The following is a 15,197-nucleotide window of genomic DNA, read 5'->3' on the forward strand; positions in this document are numbered from 1 at the left end:
GTTCGGTTGGTATACAATGATTGCCATAACAAATAAAAAATGTTTAATGGCTATATAATCATCAAAATATCTTTTTTATAGGCTTGCTGTTTTATTTTCATATTCTCGCCTTTATTGAACTTTGCCCCAATGCAAACTCGCCAACCGTTTCATCAAATCAGGATTTTTGACCATAATGTCATCGCCCGTCCGTCCTTGCTCACGGTTATAGTAAATCACATTTAGGCGTAGTAGCCAAAAAATCGTGGCTGAATAGGCAAGCATGACGGGCAGGGCGGTTTTTTCGTTGTCCGTCAAGGGGCGAACGCTTTCATAGCCGTCTATGAAGGCACTCATTTTGTCGGTGTTAAAATTCACGCTCTCGCCGTCTCTTGCATTGCCCCACGTGGTACAAAAATCGTTAATGGTAATGGCAATGTCCATCAAATAATGCTCCACCGACACTTCGGTAAAGTCAAGAAGTCCTGTCAGTGTGGCCGTATCGCCTGCAAAATCCCACAAGGTATTGTCAGTAAACATATCCAAATGACACAAACCCTTAGGCAAATCATCGGGCAGATTGGCGTAGGCTGTCCAAATGTCGTTCATCAATTTGGCTTCATCGGTCGGCATGTAGGCGGTTTCACGCTCTTTGACCCTTGCCCAGTCGTACAGTGGCACGCCATAGTTTTCGGCAGGCTCTAAGGTTTGTAGGGTATTGTGCAAGGTGGCAAGCGCTTTACCCATCTCAAAGCACATTGGCTCATCGGTGGTTTTTGGGTGTGAACCTGAGAGTTTTGGCACGACTAGGATTGCTTTGTTTTCGTATCGCATGACGCAGTCGGTGCCGATGTCATCGCCTTTGGCGGTGAGCTTGACAAGCGGTGGAGCGATTGGTAATTTGTCTTTTAGGGCGTGCATGACGGTTGCCATTTTGATAATATCAGCAGGCACACGCTCTTCAAATAGCGTGAACACATAGCTAAACTCATCGCCCACGTCGCTGTCGGTTTGGATAAACCAGTTGGAATTTTTGACCCCTTGCACGATTGGAATGGCTTTTTTAAATTTTACACCAAACAAACCACAGAACGCAAAAAATTCATCATCAGATAGGTGGGTATAGACGGACATGGGTTGGCCTTTTTTGTCAAATAAAAAACTTTATTTTAAAACTTTTTGCAAAAATTTACGACTACTTTTTGACTTTATTAAGCATTGGACTTATTGTAAACTTAAAATTAAAGAAAACCGTTCATGGTGAGCTGTGCCTGCCTATAATGGTTTTCCGACCCGCAAGCATGGCTCGGGACGAAAACAAAGCCTAGCATCGCAAGAAGTTATTATTGATTTCATAAAAGCCAGTCTCAACTTCATCAAATTAATCTTACAAATTTAGTATGAATTTGATGGGCGAATTTTGATATAATAACAAGTTTAACAAATTTAGCCAAAACGAGCCAAACCATGACAACCGATACGCTAAACACAACAAAGCCAAGCCAAAAAAAACCCGAACTTCTCTGCCCTGCTGGCACCTTTAAAAATATGCAATACGCCTTTGCTTATGGGGCGGACGCGGTTTATGCAGGGCAAGCCCGTTATTCTTTGCGAGTGCGTAATAATGATTTTGACGAAGACAATTTACGAGCCGGCATTGAATACGCCCATTCGCTTGGCAAACAATTTTATGTGGTGGTCAATATTCAAGCCCACAATGCCAAATTAAAAACTTTTATTGAAGACATCCGCCCCGTCATTGAGATGAAACCTGACGCTCTCATCATGTCGGACGCTGGCATGATTATGATGGTGCGAGAGCATTTTCCCCATCAAGCCATTCATTTATCGGTGCAAGCCAATGCGGTAAACTGGGCAACGGTGAAATTTTGGAAACAAATGGGCATATCTCGTGTCATTGTCAGCCGTGAATTGTCCTTAAAAGAAATTGAGCAAATCATTGCTGAAGTGCCTGATATGGAAATTGAAGTTTTTGTCCACGGGGCTTTATGTATGGCATATTCGGGGCGGTGCTTGCTATCAGGCTATATCAACAAACGTGATGCCAACCAAGGCACTTGCACCAATGCGTGTCGCTGGTCTTATAATACTTATAAAGCCACAGAAAATGAAACAGGCGATATTGTCCCTGCCAGTCCAGAAGTATTTATCCCCAGTCAAGGCGAGATTAACAACGTCAATCTAAACGGCGATGTCGTCATGGATGATGATTATGTAGAAAAGCCAAGTGATGAAGTGGTGTTGTTAGAAGAACAAGGTCGCAAGGGGGAATTGATGGCAATGTATGAAGACGAACACGGCACCTATATCATGAACTCCAAAGATTTGCGGGCGGTGGAACTCGTCCCCGACTTAACGCAAATGGGCGTGCATTCATTAAAAATTGAAGGGCGTACCAAATCGCATTATTATGTGGCACGCACCACCCAAGTGTATCGCCGTGCCATTGATGACGCTGTGGCTGGTAAGCCATTTGACACAAGCCTTATTACCGCTCTTGACGGTCTTGCCAATCGTGGCTATACCGAAGGGTTTTTAAGACGGCACATTCATTCGGATTATCAAAATTATGAACACGGCTCATCAAAAACCAACCATCAGCAATTTGTGGCGGAAGTGGCAGAAATCAGCGATGACAAATTAACTTTGACCGTCAAAAATAAATTAAGCGTGGGAGATGAAATTGAGATTATGACCCCACAAGGCAATTTGATTTATACCCTTGATAAACTGTGGGATAAAAAAGGCAATGAAATAGAATCGGCACTCGGTTCTGGTTGGATTTGCCAAATTAACAATCCTTTTAAAGAAATGGACAAAGAAATCTTAAAATTTGCCCTTGTGATGAAAAAGGTGGATGAGCCGATTTTTACTTAAAAAAATCCATAAGGAGTTTAAATGAATTTAAATCCTAATATTAACATCAATGCAGGGCGGTTATATACCGCTTTGCAGGACAATAGTGTTTTTGTTAAAAATAAAACTGATGATGACATTATAAAAGTTGCCTTAGAATTAGATTATTCTACTTTTGTGCAACTACAAGAATTATTGTCTGATTTATCGCCAAAAAAACCAACAAAACCAAAAACCTTATATGATGTGTGTATGGAATATAAGGCGATTGGTGATATGGATTTTGATATTCCTGAATTTAAAGATTTACCAACAGATTTTAGCGAATTGGAAACTTTATTTGATGATTGAGAAAGCATAATGATTTTACTTGATACCAATGTGATTTCCGAAATCAGAAAAATAGAACAAAATAAAGCCAACGCTAATGTAGTGGCTTGGGCAAACACTTTGGATTTTTCAAAAGTGTATTTAAGTGCGATTGTGATTAGGGAATTAAAACTTGGGGTTTTACTAAAACGCCATAATCACGATTTTGTGCAAGCAGATGTTTTGGAAGATTGGCTAAACAACTGGGTTTTGGTAAAATTTGCCAATAGAATTTTGCCAGTTGATGAACAAGTGGCTCAAATTTATGCCAGCTTAAATGTTCCAAACCCCAAAAGCACCAATGACGCTTATATCGCTTCAACCGCCATCGCCCATAATTTAACCATTGCCACTCGCAATGTTAAAGATTTTGATGGTATGCCCGTTAAGTTAATCAATCCTTTTGAATTTCTAGCATAACCACTTAGGAGACCTTATGAACATCAAATACCCTGCTTTGATACTGTGCGCCATTCTAGCCCAAAGCCCTTTGACCGCTACCGCCTTTACTCACACACCTACCCACAGCACCACATCGGGACTCACCTATCGCATTATCCAAGATGGTCATGGCAAAAAACCCGCCTTGCACGATGAGGTAGAAATTCTTTTTACTTCCTATAATGCCAAAGGTGAAGTCTTAGAAGGCACATTAAACGGTGTGCCTGTGATTTTGCCCGTCAGCGAAATGTTTGTAGGATTGCAAGAAAGCCTTCTTTTAATGCCCGTGGGTGCAACTTATGAATTTGACATTCCCGCTCATTTAGGCTACCAAGAAGAAGGCAAAAGCGGTAGGCAAGCCGCCAAATACCGCATTGAGCTTTTGCGTATCAATCCTTAATTTTAGTACATAAACATTATGTGCGATAATGCCTATTATTTTTTAAAAGGAACAGCTATGACCGCCCAAACCCGCATTAACGAAATCCAAGCCGTCTATAAAGAATGGCTTGCCGTCCACGAACGCCTACAAAGTGCCAAACAAGATTTGGCAAAAAGTGCCGATCTGATGGGCAAATTGGAGCATTTTTATTTTAATGGCGAGTATCGTGAGTTTTTTGAGCAGATTGAAAACGGCTTGGCAGTGGATTTGACGACCGATGGTGAGTACAGCGTGATGAGCGAAGATGCGATTTGGAATGCCATTGCCGACCATGACAGCACGCTGTGGGACTTTATGCGATTTGCCGTGAAACACTTGGACAAAGCTGGCGAATAATGGCACTAAAAATCACCGCCGAGTGCATCAACTGCGACATTTGCGAGCCAGAATGCCCCAACGATGCAATCAGCTACGACCAAAAAGGACAAAAAACCTATGTCATCAACCCCGACCTATGCACCGAGTGCGTGGGTTTTTATGATGAGCCAACTTGCGATAAAGTTTGCCCGATTGACTGTATCATCAAAGACCCCGACCGCCCTGAATCGCCTGACGATTTGATGGCAAAATATAAACGGATTTGGGGGAGGTGACCCCCATTTTACCTTTACCGTTTTAGCTCTCCATGCCCTTTTTGGCGTCCTTAACCGCTTTTTTGCCCCGACCATACCAATGCCAGCCTTTTTTGGCAAGTCTGACCGCTTTGGTGATGTTGCTCTCGGTAAAACTCGCCTCCCCCATTGGCACGACCACACTATTGCCATGCTCATCCACCACTGTTTTGGCATCAGCATTAAAGCCGTCTGTGTCGCTGTTGTGGTCGGCATTTTGGGCGGTCATCCGCACCACAGACTCTTTGGCTCGTAGCGGGGCGGTCTTAAACAGCTCTACCAAACTCATGTCCAGCTCATCTTTGGCAATGCCCTCAATCCGCTCCAAGTTACGATACAGCTCCACGCACCATGGGTCATATTCCGCTTTATTTAAGGCACTCATCTCATCTTTGATGGGCAAAGGATAAGGCATGATTTTATAAAACTGCCACAAGCTCACGGTGTTCAAGTCCGTGCGTAGGGTGTATTCATCATTTTCAGTGCGAGTGATGAGTTCGTTGGTCGCCAACTCATCGATGTACAGATTCCATTTTGGCGTCTCTTTACGTCCCAGCACGCCCCGCAGTTCAGCTTCGCTTGCTGTCTCGCCCACTTGATATTTTTTATAAATCAAATTAAGCATGTCAAGCAGGCTAAGCAGTGGATGACGTACCGCCACTTCTTTGCTGTCAAAGATGGTAAGCGTGTAGCTCATCTCCACCCCGAGCAATATCAAGTTCCACGACAGATACAGCCACATCAAAAACACAGGAATGGCAGCGAACGCCCCATAGATGGCTTCATAACTGGTAAAGTTGGTCATGACCGTCCCAAAGACCGTCTTTAAGGTCTCAAAGAGTATCGCCACGACCACGCCTGCAATGGCGGCATTTTTTAGGGGAACTTTAACCTTGGGGATGAACCAGTACATGGCGATAAAGCCACCGACCGTGAACAAGAATGAGATGATTTTTGCCCATATCCCCCAATCAATGCCATAGCCTGCCACTTGCTGATTTAAAAACGATAGCCCCGAGATGGTACTGGACGCACCAAATGCCACGCCCAAAATGATGGGGGCGACCGTAATCATCGTCCAATAACGGACAATGCTTGCCATGCCCCCTGTGCGTTCTGAGACTCGCCAAATTTGGTTAAACGCCGTCTCAATGGTGATGAGCGTCATGATGGTCGTCACAAAAACACCCGCCACCCCGACAATCCCTAGATTGCTGGATTTTTCGGCAAAGTTGTCCATGTGCTGAGAAATCGCCGCCCCCGATGACGGTATAAGATTGCTATAAATGGCTTGCTGTACCTGCCCACGCACTTCCTCTAAGGCAGGCACGCTTGAAAAAACCACGAGTATCACCGTCAGAATCGGCACAAGCGACAACAGCGTGGTATAAGTCAAGCTGGCAGCTTTTTGGGTGCAGTTATCATCCAAAAAGTGACGCACCAGCAGGCGAATATACATAAACCAAGAATGATGGGCAAAGGGCAGTTTGTTAAGAAGTTGAATCATGAGCTTTGGGGTGGTTTTCGGTATAAATCAATATTAAAATTTAACGTAGTTTAACAAATATTACCACAAAATTGCTTTATGTTTGTGTAATTTTTTAAAAAAAACATCAATGATAACTTTGGCTAAATTTTGGGTATAATAGGATAATTTATCACGCCATCATTATCATGACAAAGCCCACATCAGACAAAGCACCCAAGCCCATTATTCCCATACAGTCCACCCTTCGCCGAGCATGGGTGGTGTGGCTGCTTTATTGCCTTATCATTTATCCTGTGCTTGCCAGCCTAGCGTTTGGTAGTACAGGTCGTGCCAATCTGGGCATGAATGGGGGCGTGGGGACTGGCATGGTGTTTGGCGTGATATGGCAATTTGCCAAACTCATCCCCGCCCTACTACTCACCCCCACCATCAAGCGGGCGGACGCCCCTTATGGGCTGATTGTAGCAAGTTTGGTCATGCTTATTTATTTGGGCTTTGTGGGCGTATATTGGTTTATTCATGTATTTGAGCATTCGCCCGTGTATATCAGCGTAGGATTTGGTTTTGAGACGCTATTACTGCTCATCATCAATGTCTTATTGTTCGTTTTATTAAGACGCCTACCGCCCATGCACAAAAATAAAATAAGAAAATAGTTAAAAATAGTTGAAAATAATCAGGCAAAATCATGATAACTTATAAAAAATACCTACCCCTACTCATCGGCTTATCACTTATCCCAACCGCCTTTGCCCATGACACACCGCCCGAGAACATCACTCGCACATCACTCATCTATGACAGGCATGCCGAGCAGTTGGGGTATCATGGCACCAGCATGGGGCAGTTTGGCACATCAAGGCATGACAGACCAAGCTCACAGCCCCTAGCTCCGAACATCGTTACTGGCACTCGCTTTAGCGAGCAGTACATCAATCGCCAAATCGCCCTGTGGTCATTACGCCAAATCAACAGCTCCATGCCACTCATTGACGACCCATGGACAAATCAAGTCATCAATGATATGACTGCCCAAATGAACGCCATAGTTCGCACCCAGTCGCTCATCGCCACGCCCATCATCAATGACAGTAGTATCAACGCCTTTGCCGTACCAGGGGGCGTCATCGGCATGAACACAGGCACGATACTATCGGCAGGCGAGCTTGATGAAGTAGCAAGCGTCATCGCTCACGAAATCGCCCATTTATCCCAACGCCACTACGAACACAGCCAAGACAACAGCAAAAAACTCATCGCCCTACAAATCGGCGGACTGCTGGCAGCCCTAGCCGCAAGCTCGGTCAGTGGCGACGTGGCGGCAGCTGCCATGATAGGTTCACAGACCGCCACCGCAGAGACGGCAGCCAATCACAGTCGTGAGCATGAGCGAGAAGCGGACAGAATGGGTCAGCAGATTTTGGTGCAGGCAGGCTATGACGCTGCCGCCATGCCCCGCTTTTTTGAACGTCTATACAAACAAGTCTCGCTAACCACCTCCAAAAACGCCTTTGTACCGAGCTTTATCCAGTCGCACCCCTTTACTGCCGAGCGTCTGAGCGAATCGATGAGCCGTGCCAAAGGTTATCCTGTACCAAGTATGATCGCCCGTGAACAGCAAGCCCGTCTCTTTGACAAGCTGACATGGCGACTTCGCTATCTGACCAAACAGTCAGGTCTGGATGAGCTGACCATCCACGCCAAACGCAGTGACGGGGCAAGGCTTGCTCTTATCATGTATCTGGCGGACAACGCACGCACTGATGAAGCCCTACGCCTATTTGCCAATGCTTCTTTTGACCCATCCGACCCACTTGTCTGCCTAACCCACGCTCATGTACTCACCAAGATGAACGGCCACGCCCAAGCCGTGTCGGTGCTGTCATCTTGCCAAGCGATATACCCCGAACGCCGAGATTTGCGTTTGCATTTGGCGGACGCATATGTCAGTACAGGCGAGACTGCCAAAGCATTGGCACTGCTAAACCCCTTGACCGAGCGTACACCCCACGATAGGCAGGCGTGGCAAGGGATACAGCACGCCTACGAAAAATCACGCATGGACAAAAACATCGCCACCATACACGCCCTACACGCCCGCTCACAGGTAGAGCTATGGGGTGGCAAATATGACGGGGCATTACAATCCAACGCCCAGGCCACCAAAGTCGCCAAAGCCCACTACCCAAATCTACTACCCATGTTGGAGCAAAGCAAGGTGATGATGATACAGGCTAGGGACTATAAGCCGTGATTTGTGTTGTATGGTCTGCCAACTTTGAAATAATACTGTGTCAAACTCGCTCGTAGTACTACTTGTACAACTTCGCTCGTTTTCCTTGTCTTATTTCAAATTTGTTTGACTATAATTTGGGTTATGATTGGTGTTTTTAAAAATAAGGACTGATAAAAGAGTATGATTTATTAAAGGTGATAAAAAAAGCATTGCCAATATAGCAATGCTTTTTGATAGATAAATTAACCTTATAAATACGCCTTAATCTTCTCCACAAGCTCATCCACTTGCTCTTTGGTGGTGTCAAAACTCATCATCAGACGTATCTCCCCCGTTTCATCATTCCAATCATAAAAATGAAAGTCATCGTGTAGTTTTGTAACCACATCAGGCGGCAATATGGCAAACACAGCATTGCTCTGGACTTTTTGGGTGATGATAACGCCGTCTAAGTCTTTGATTTGGCTGTATAAATAGCTTGCCATGTCGTTACTATGTTTGGCAAGCGACAGCCACAGTTCTTGTTCAAACCACGCCACAAATTGAGCTGAGATGAACCGCATTTTTGATGCCAGTTGCATGCTAGATTTGCGTAAGTGCAAAATATCCTTGTCCAGTTTGGGATTTAAAAACACCAAACATTCGCCCATCATCATGCCATTTTTGGTACCACCAAGCGACAGTACATCAGCAAACTGGGCAATGTCCACCAAACGACAACCCAAGTGGGCAGCGGCATTGGACAGCCTTGCCCCGTCAATGTAGAGATACAGCCCAAACTCATCACAAGCTTGGCGGATATTGGCAAGCTCATCAAGACTATAACAAGTACCAAGCTCAGTGGTTTGACTAATATAGACCGCACGAGCCTGTGGGTGGTGCTCGGATGGGCGAATAAAGTGGCGGATTTTTTGGGGATCTAGCTTGCCATCATCACTATCAATCACCAACAGCTTAATCCCTGCAACATACTGCGGAGCGATACTTTCATCATTGTTGATGTGGGCGTGATTGGTGCAGATAACCGCGCCAAATCGTGGCAATATCGCCGACAATCCCAAAACATTCGCCCCTGTGCCGTTAAAAACAGGATAGCCAACTGCCTGCTCGCCAAAGGTTTGTTTGATATGCTCCGCCAGAGCTTGGCTGTGGCTATCGTAACCGTATGCCTTGTCATGTCCGTTATTGGCACTAATAAGTGCGTCCATGATGGCAGGATGTACGCCTGAATAGTTGTCAGAGGCAAAAGCAAAATTATGTTGGGCGTTCGTACTCATGCGGTCAATGCCTTTTTGACAAGTCCTGAGATGACAGCAGGGTCGGCTTGCCCTGCGGTCTTGTCTTTGACGGTGTTCATCACACGCCCCATGTCTTTCATGCCAGACGCACCAAGCTCGCTGATGGTCTCATTGATGATAGCAATGAGCTTGTCATCGGACAACTGCTCGGGCAAAAAGGCGGAAATCACGTCAATCTCAAACTGCTCTTTTTGTGCCAAATCATCACGCCCATTGGCGGTATAAATACCCAAAGACTCTTGGCGTTGTTTGATTTGTTTTTGTAAAATCGCCAATACATCTTTGTCATCAAGCTCGGTTTGTCCATCAATCTCCACTTGTTTGATGACAGCCTGTACGTTCCGCAACACTTTAACCTGCTCCATGTTTTTGGCTTTCATGGCGGTTTTGATGGTGTCGGTTAGGGTTACTTTTAGGGTCATGAGTATCTCCTGTTAAATGGTGTATTTTAGCAAATTTGGGTTAGATTTGCGATATTGCATGGATATTTGTGCATGATTTAATATTTAAGGATGTGGTTTGTTTGTTAAAATTAATCTGGTTTGTTGTCAATTTTATATCAATATTTTATTTATCAAGGGCGAATTGCAATTTACCCCTACAACTCAAATAACCAAGCAATAATTAACAACTTATCATTTTAAGTCAATATTAAATTTAAATAAGTTAAATTAGGCTTTATTAGGCTTTTTGTAATTCCAAAAGTCTATCATAAACCTCACTTTTTTTAATACCCAATACATCCGCCACGATTGCACTTGCTTTTTTTGGTGGTAATTCTTTGGCGATGGCAAGTAGCCATTCATCATAATCCGCCTTTTGTTCTTTTTGGGTATTACCTGCCACAACCAGCACAATCTCGCCACGTTGTTGGTTAGGGTCATTTTTTACAAATTCTAATAAATCAGCCAGCGGTAATTTTTTTATCGTCTCAAAGGTTTTGCTAATCTCACGGCACAGCGTGGCTTCTCGCTCACCACCAAACACGTCCGCCATGTCGGATAGGCAATCTGTAATGCGGTGCGGTGCTTCATAAAAAATCAGCGTTTCAGTACGGTCTTGATATGCCTTTAAGCTCTCTATGCGTCCATGTTGTTTGGCGGGCAAAAACCCCACAAAGCTAAATTTATCAGACGGCAAACCCGCCACAGACAACGCCCCGATGACCGCACACGCCCCGACAATCGGCACAACGGTGATGCTCTCATCATGGCACGCCTTCACCAGTCGATAACCAGGGTCGGAGATGAGCGGTGTGCCAGCGTCCGAAATCAAGGCAACCGATTGACCGCTTTGTAATCGCTCTATCAGCCGTGCCGTCTGCGTGTCGGCATTATGCTCATGATAGGCGGTGGTGGGCGTGGATATGTTAAAAAAACTTAATAATTTGCCACTGGTGCGAGTGTCTTCGCAGGCTATCACGCCCACAGATTTTAGGGTGTCAATCGCCCTTGCCGTCATGTCGTTTAGATTGCCAATGGGGGTGGCAACGATATATAAAATGCCTGTCATTTTTTGCCTTTTTGATTTAAATCATGGTTGTTAATTTTATTTGAGCGAATGTGATTTTCCCTTACAATAATTCACAAATTTTTAATTATCATTATTTAATTCTGTATTATCCAATTTATCATTTGCTAAATTTTCATTATCAAAATCCGCATTTTCTAAATTTAAGGTTTCGCCCAAATGTAGCCAATTGCCCAATACGTCCGCCAATTCATCAAGCCCTTCTTTATTTAATGCCGAAAACAGCTGAATGGAAAATGGCAAGTCTAAGGCTTGCAGTTGTTTTTTGGTTTGCAAAAGGGCGGTTTTTTGAGCCCCACGTTTTAATTTATCCGCTTTGGTGAGTAACACATGAACAGGCAAGTCGCCGTCCTTTGCCCAATGGAGCATTTGCTCATCAAAATACTTCAACGGGTGGCGAATGTCAGTGAGTAAAATTAGCCCCGTCAAACTTTCACGATGAACAAGGTAATTTTCAAGCTCTTTTTGCCATTTGATTTTCATCGCTTCTGGCACTTGGGCATAGCCATAGCCGGGCAAATCCACGATACGACTATGTTCTGAGCCGACATTAAAAAAGTTAATCATCTGCGTTCGCCCTGGGGTTTTGGACGAGCGGGCGAGCTGTTTTTGGTGAGTGATGGTGTTAATGGCGGACGATTTGCCTGCGTTAGACCGCCCTGCAAACGCCACTTCAAAACCCGTATCGGGCGGACAAAGTTTGAGCGTAGGGGCGGAGAGCGAAAAGGCGGTTTGGCGAATGATTTTTTGGTAGTCGGTGGTGGTCATGATTTTAAAATAGCGATTAAACAATGATAAAATAGTGTATCATGAAAGCCATAAAATAGCGATAAAAACCCAAAGGGTAAATAAGTCGCATTCGGCATAGTTACCAAATATCCCTTGCAACTTGGCAAAAAACTTGCATAATAAAAGCATAAGAGAAAACAGTCATTCTCACATTTATCCCAAATTACCCTTAGTGGGAGTTATTATGTCAAAATTATTACAAATCGCCATTGCCAGTCTTGCCCTAGTCACCACAGGTGTAAGCCATGCCGATGTCGCCACGACTTATCAAAAAACCTGTGCCACCTGCCACGATAGCGGTGCCTTAAACGCCCCCAAAAAAGGCGACAAAGCCACATGGGATAGGCTAAAAGCCCAAAAAGGCATGGAAACCTTAGTCAAAAACACCAAAAAAGGCATGCCCCAAATGCCTGCCAAGGGCTTGTGCCAAACATGTAGCGATGATGAGTTTCGGGCATTGATTGACTACATGGCAAAATAAAAAACTGGGGCATGTTTACCCAAACAGCAACATCATCTTTTGGGTACATGCCCCATTTTTATGGCTTTTGTCAATCATAAGTTGATGATGGCTTGATTTGATAATTTTTTTGTTAAAATCTCATCTTTTTGCAAAAAAATGTTGCCAAAACCACAATTTTTGTAGGAAAATTTAGCGAAGTCTTGCTATAATAAGCAAGATTTACCCATTTGACTTTTAAAAGCCAAATAAAAAGATACAAAACCCAAGACACGGGGATTGCCCCGAAGTTAGTAGGAAATTGTTATGAAAGCCATGAATTTGTCAGCCAAAGCCATGCTAGCCAAAACGTTGCTCGCCACAGGTTTTGGTTTTATCGCCTTGACCGCTACTGCCGCTCCAACTGTTCCTGCCTTTGACATCGAAGCAGGTAAAGCCATTGTAGATGCCAACTGTGCCGCTTGCCACGGTGCCAATGGTGTCTCGGTTGCCCCAGCTCAGCCAAATTTGGGCGGTCAAAACATCAAATACCTATACAAACAACTGGTCGATTTTAAAACAGGTGCCAGAAAAAATGGCATCATGCAGGCACAACTTGCAGGACTTACCCAACAAGATCTTGCTAACGTAGCAGGCTACTATGCCAGTCAAGCCCCGTGGCTACCGGGCTATGGCAACAAAGCCACGAACGCCACCGCCCAAAAGCTCTACCTAGGTGGCGACAAGAGTCGTGGTATCATCCCTTGTGCAGGGTGCCATGACCCCAAAGGGGCAGGCAATGACTGGGCGGCGTTCCCACGCATTGGCGGTCAGCATGCTACCTATATCTCAACTCAACTAAAACTGTTCCGTGCCGCAGGTCGTGAAGATGAAGGTCTCATGGCAGAACAGGTTCGTACCAACGACTCTGCCAAAAAAGACGAAAAAGGCATGATGCAAATCGTGGCAGCCAAACTGTCTGATAAAGACATCAAGATGCTTTCTGAATTTATCAGTGCCGTTCACTGATTTGTCAGATTTAGACTTGTGTGTGATAAAACCCCTTGATTGGGGTTTTGTCGTTGCTTGATTTTGCCCCTATTTGGTTTTTGCTTACCCTTATCCATCCCTAACCGCCCAACCAGAGCTTGCTATGTTATCTCGTTATACCGTGTTTTTTGTGGCATGTGCCTTACCACTCTTATTTGCCCATCAGATTGCCCCGAGCATGGCTCATGAGCTAGATTTTTGGCTGTTGTGGGTGATTGCCATGCTTGTGGTGGGTCTGCCTGTCTTATTTGCCGAGCTTGCCCTATCTGCTCGCAGCGGCAATGGTGTGTGGCTTGGCATGCAAAAGCTTACCCGTGAAGCCGATGCCAAGATGACATGGCGAGCTTTTGCAGGGCTGTCGGTGTTGGTCTCACTACTCATTGGTGCGACCATGACCGCACGCATTGGGGCAGGACTTCATCAGCACCTACCCCAGCTCAACCTTAGTGTGCCAAGCGTTGGACTAAGTGCAGGGGCGATGATAGTAGTACTCATCCTAAGCCTACTCAAAACTCGCCTGCTCGGGGTCGGGGTCATCATTGTCACTATCGGCGGGCTTATCTCGCTCTTTGATGGCGGTCTAGCTAGCGGTGTGAGTGTGCCAACCATCACGTCTGTATCGCTTGACGAGTGGGCAAGGGCGGTCTCTTTGGCATTACTCTCGGTGGGCGTGGGTACAGGTCTGTACTGGTTCTTGGGCGTGGACATGACCCGACAAGTCATGGATAAGAACAACAAAAAGCCCTTATCAGGATTGATATTACCCATCTGGCTTACTCAGCTTGTGTTTGGGGCGTTTGCTCTGATGGTCGGCAGTGCCTTTGTCACGCCAACATCCTTTGCCGTGACGAGTGTGGGCATGCTGTTCATCGCCAGTTTCTTGGTGTACTATGCCATCAGTCAGCTCAAAATCCGCTTTGGACTTATCAAGGGCGTATCTGCTGGTATCGTGCTTGCCATGCTGTTATCCGCCCTGCCTGCCAACATCGCCCTAATGGCACTGGTCGTCATCAGTCTCTTGACGGTCGTTATCTTGGCGGTGTTCTCTGGCTTTGTGATGAAAATCAGCCACTTACGCAAAACTTTTAACTTTAAAAGTGAAGGGCGTTATAACATCTGGCGAGTACTGGTGCGTATTGGCGTGCCACTTGCCATCATCATCGCACTCATCGGCTGGGTCGGGCAATGGCTACAATAAACATCGCTTTGGCGTATGCAGACGCGGACAGGCACTACTATCAAGAACTTATCCTGCCCCACAGAACAACCCTATACCAAGCCCTAGTTCATGCAGGCTGGCTTAGCCTGCCGAATTTTATCGACTTTGGGGCGTGGTGCGACACGCACATGACTGCCGACCCTAGCCACAAGGCGTGGTATGTCGGCATATACAGCCAAAAAAAACGCCTAGACACAGTGCTGTCAGATGGCGATAGGGTGGAGATTTATCGCCCCTTATCCTACGACCCGATGGCACGACGCAAATCCAAATCCAAAGTTCGCCTAAAAAAGCTCGGCTATCGCCCGTTATAGCTTTTACAGATAATAATTTTAAAAACCACATAAAAAATCAGGCAAAGCACCCCACTTTGCCTGATTTTTTATCTAATTTTACAATAATTAATTACTACCCCACTCTCAACTAAC

The 15,197-nt window shown here is 45.2% G+C and carries 18 protein-coding genes; 12 read left to right on the forward strand and 6 right to left on the reverse strand.

Going from position 1 to position 15,197, the window contains the following annotated elements; genetic code table 11:
- Window positions 1–111: 111 nt before the first annotated feature.
- On the reverse strand, window positions 112–1,113 hold the full coding sequence (locus B5J93_RS00180; RefSeq protein WP_079323865.1) for a homoserine kinase: 1,002 nt from the start codon (window positions 1,111–1,113) through the stop codon (window positions 112–114).
- Between the two features lie 333 nt (window positions 1,114–1,446).
- Here B5J93_RS00180 and trhP point away from each other — a divergent pair, with 333 nt between their 5' ends.
- Genes trhP through B5J93_RS00210 form a run of 6 tightly spaced genes read left to right on the forward strand, consistent with a single transcriptional unit; the run spans window position 1,447 to window position 4,701 of the window.
- Complete coding sequence (trhP, locus tag B5J93_RS00185; protein WP_079323866.1) at window positions 1,447–2,877, forward strand: prephenate-dependent tRNA uridine(34) hydroxylase TrhP; 1,431 nt, start codon at window positions 1,447–1,449, stop codon at window positions 2,875–2,877.
- A gap of 21 nt (window positions 2,878–2,898) precedes the next feature.
- On the forward strand, window positions 2,899–3,207 hold the full coding sequence (locus tag B5J93_RS00190; protein ID WP_079323867.1) for a hypothetical protein: 309 nt from the start codon (window positions 2,899–2,901) through the stop codon (window positions 3,205–3,207).
- 9 nt (window positions 3,208–3,216) lie between these two features.
- Window positions 3,217–3,645 carry a type II toxin-antitoxin system VapC family toxin gene (locus B5J93_RS00195; RefSeq protein WP_079323868.1) on the forward strand — a complete coding sequence of 143 codons (429 nt, stop codon included), beginning with the start codon at window positions 3,217–3,219 and terminating at the stop codon, window positions 3,643–3,645.
- Window positions 3,646–3,661: 16 nt separating this feature from the next.
- Window positions 3,662–4,066 carry an FKBP-type peptidyl-prolyl cis-trans isomerase gene (locus B5J93_RS00200; protein WP_079323869.1) on the forward strand — a complete coding sequence of 135 codons (405 nt, stop codon included), beginning with the start codon at window positions 3,662–3,664 and terminating at the stop codon, window positions 4,064–4,066.
- A gap of 57 nt (window positions 4,067–4,123) precedes the next feature.
- Window positions 4,124–4,444: a DUF4298 domain-containing protein gene (locus B5J93_RS00205; protein ID WP_158080654.1), complete on the forward strand. Its 321-nt coding sequence runs from the start codon at window positions 4,124–4,126 to the stop codon at window positions 4,442–4,444.
- Window positions 4,444–4,701, forward strand: a complete 258-nt coding sequence (locus tag B5J93_RS00210; protein ID WP_078274532.1) for a YfhL family 4Fe-4S dicluster ferredoxin — start codon at window positions 4,444–4,446, stop codon at window positions 4,699–4,701. The genes B5J93_RS00205 and B5J93_RS00210 overlap by 1 nt, the downstream gene beginning before the upstream one ends.
- 22 nt (window positions 4,702–4,723) lie before the next feature.
- On the opposite strand, the gene B5J93_RS00215 is transcribed toward B5J93_RS00210, so the two are convergent.
- Complete coding sequence (locus B5J93_RS00215) at window positions 4,724–6,226, reverse strand: YihY family inner membrane protein (RefSeq protein ID WP_078274533.1); 1,503 nt, start codon at window positions 6,224–6,226, stop codon at window positions 4,724–4,726.
- 167 nt (window positions 6,227–6,393) lie between these two features.
- Between B5J93_RS00215 and B5J93_RS00220 the strand changes: the two genes are divergently transcribed.
- Both B5J93_RS00220 and B5J93_RS00225 read left to right on the forward strand, forming a co-directional pair.
- The gene (locus B5J93_RS00220; RefSeq protein WP_079323871.1) at window positions 6,394–6,864 is read left to right on the forward strand and encodes a hypothetical protein; all 471 of its coding nucleotides are present in this window, start codon (window positions 6,394–6,396) and stop codon (window positions 6,862–6,864) included.
- Between the two features lie 32 nt (window positions 6,865–6,896).
- A complete protein-coding gene (locus B5J93_RS00225; protein WP_079323872.1) occupies window positions 6,897–8,462 on the forward strand; it encodes a M48 family metalloprotease in 1,566 nt (521 codons plus the stop codon).
- 230 nt (window positions 8,463–8,692) lie between these two features.
- On the opposite strand, the gene B5J93_RS00230 is transcribed toward B5J93_RS00225, so the two are convergent.
- From B5J93_RS00230 to yihA, 4 genes are all read right to left on the reverse strand, one after another.
- Complete coding sequence (locus tag B5J93_RS00230) at window positions 8,693–9,721, reverse strand: threonine aldolase family protein (protein WP_079323873.1); 1,029 nt, start codon at window positions 9,719–9,721, stop codon at window positions 8,693–8,695.
- Entirely contained in the window at window positions 9,718–10,164 is a 447-nt protein-coding gene (locus B5J93_RS00235) for a GatB/YqeY domain-containing protein (protein WP_079323874.1), read from the reverse strand. The genes B5J93_RS00230 and B5J93_RS00235 overlap by 4 nt, the downstream gene beginning before the upstream one ends.
- Before the next feature lie 259 nt (window positions 10,165–10,423).
- Window positions 10,424–11,254, reverse strand: coding sequence for a 16S rRNA (cytidine(1402)-2'-O)-methyltransferase (rsmI, locus tag B5J93_RS00240; protein ID WP_079323875.1), 831 nt, complete (start codon window positions 11,252–11,254; stop codon window positions 10,424–10,426).
- An 81-nt stretch (window positions 11,255–11,335) separates the two neighbouring features.
- Entirely contained in the window at window positions 11,336–12,040 is a 705-nt protein-coding gene (gene yihA / locus B5J93_RS00245; RefSeq protein ID WP_079323877.1) for a ribosome biogenesis GTP-binding protein YihA/YsxC, read from the reverse strand.
- 205 nt (window positions 12,041–12,245) lie between these two features.
- Between yihA and B5J93_RS00250 the strand changes: the two genes are divergently transcribed.
- The 4 genes from B5J93_RS00250 to B5J93_RS00265 all read left to right on the forward strand — a co-directional run bounded on the left by B5J93_RS00250 (window position 12,246) and on the right by B5J93_RS00265 (window position 15,083).
- Window positions 12,246–12,542 (forward strand): c-type cytochrome, encoded by a 297-nt coding sequence (locus B5J93_RS00250; protein ID WP_029103003.1) that lies wholly within the window; start codon window positions 12,246–12,248, stop codon window positions 12,540–12,542.
- Window positions 12,543–12,836: 294 nt separating this feature from the next.
- Window positions 12,837–13,529, forward strand: coding sequence for a c-type cytochrome (locus B5J93_RS00255; protein ID WP_079323878.1), 693 nt, complete (start codon window positions 12,837–12,839; stop codon window positions 13,527–13,529).
- 124 nt (window positions 13,530–13,653) lie between these two features.
- Window positions 13,654–14,748, forward strand: coding sequence for a hypothetical protein (locus tag B5J93_RS00260; protein WP_079323879.1), 1,095 nt, complete (start codon window positions 13,654–13,656; stop codon window positions 14,746–14,748).
- Window positions 14,736–15,083 (forward strand): RnfH family protein, encoded by a 348-nt coding sequence (locus tag B5J93_RS00265; RefSeq protein WP_079323876.1) that lies wholly within the window; start codon window positions 14,736–14,738, stop codon window positions 15,081–15,083. Before B5J93_RS00260 ends, B5J93_RS00265 begins: the two co-directional genes overlap by 13 nt.
- The last annotated feature ends 114 nt before the right edge of the window (window positions 15,084–15,197 follow it).

The sequence above is a fragment of the Moraxella equi genome (genome assembly GCF_002027555.1).
Lineage (GTDB): Bacteria > Pseudomonadota > Gammaproteobacteria > Pseudomonadales > Moraxellaceae > Moraxella > Moraxella equi.

Coding starts and splice junctions, on each gene's coding strand:
- B5J93_RS00255 (WP_079323878.1), top strand. CDS start 12,837: ATGAATTTGTCAGCCAAAGCCATGCTAGCCAAAACGTTGCTCGCCACA.
- B5J93_RS00260 (WP_079323879.1), top strand. CDS start 13,654: ATGTTATCTCGTTATACCGTGTTTTTTGTGGCATGTGCCTTACCACTC.
- B5J93_RS00190 (WP_079323867.1), top strand. CDS start 2,899: ATGAATTTAAATCCTAATATTAACATCAATGCAGGGCGGTTATATACC.
- B5J93_RS00200 (WP_079323869.1), top strand. CDS start 3,662: ATGAACATCAAATACCCTGCTTTGATACTGTGCGCCATTCTAGCCCAA.
- B5J93_RS00225 (WP_079323872.1), top strand. CDS start 6,897: ATGATAACTTATAAAAAATACCTACCCCTACTCATCGGCTTATCACTT.
- B5J93_RS00265 (WP_079323876.1), top strand. CDS start 14,736: ATGGCTACAATAAACATCGCTTTGGCGTATGCAGACGCGGACAGGCAC.
- B5J93_RS00180 (WP_079323865.1), bottom strand. CDS start 1,113: ATGTCCGTCTATACCCACCTATCTGATGATGAATTTTTTGCGTTCTGT.
- B5J93_RS00210 (WP_078274532.1), top strand. CDS start 4,444: ATGGCACTAAAAATCACCGCCGAGTGCATCAACTGCGACATTTGCGAG.
- rsmI (WP_079323875.1), bottom strand. CDS start 11,254: ATGACAGGCATTTTATATATCGTTGCCACCCCCATTGGCAATCTAAAC.
- yihA (WP_079323877.1), bottom strand. CDS start 12,040: ATGACCACCACCGACTACCAAAAAATCATTCGCCAAACCGCCTTTTCG.
- B5J93_RS00195 (WP_079323868.1), top strand. CDS start 3,217: ATGATTTTACTTGATACCAATGTGATTTCCGAAATCAGAAAAATAGAA.
- B5J93_RS00220 (WP_079323871.1), top strand. CDS start 6,394: ATGACAAAGCCCACATCAGACAAAGCACCCAAGCCCATTATTCCCATA.
- B5J93_RS00250 (WP_029103003.1), top strand. CDS start 12,246: ATGTCAAAATTATTACAAATCGCCATTGCCAGTCTTGCCCTAGTCACC.
- B5J93_RS00230 (WP_079323873.1), bottom strand. CDS start 9,721: ATGAGTACGAACGCCCAACATAATTTTGCTTTTGCCTCTGACAACTAT.
- B5J93_RS00235 (WP_079323874.1), bottom strand. CDS start 10,164: ATGACCCTAAAAGTAACCCTAACCGACACCATCAAAACCGCCATGAAA.
- trhP (WP_079323866.1), top strand. CDS start 1,447: ATGACAACCGATACGCTAAACACAACAAAGCCAAGCCAAAAAAAACCC.
- B5J93_RS00205 (WP_158080654.1), top strand. CDS start 4,124: ATGACCGCCCAAACCCGCATTAACGAAATCCAAGCCGTCTATAAAGAA.
- B5J93_RS00215 (WP_078274533.1), bottom strand. CDS start 6,226: ATGATTCAACTTCTTAACAAACTGCCCTTTGCCCATCATTCTTGGTTT.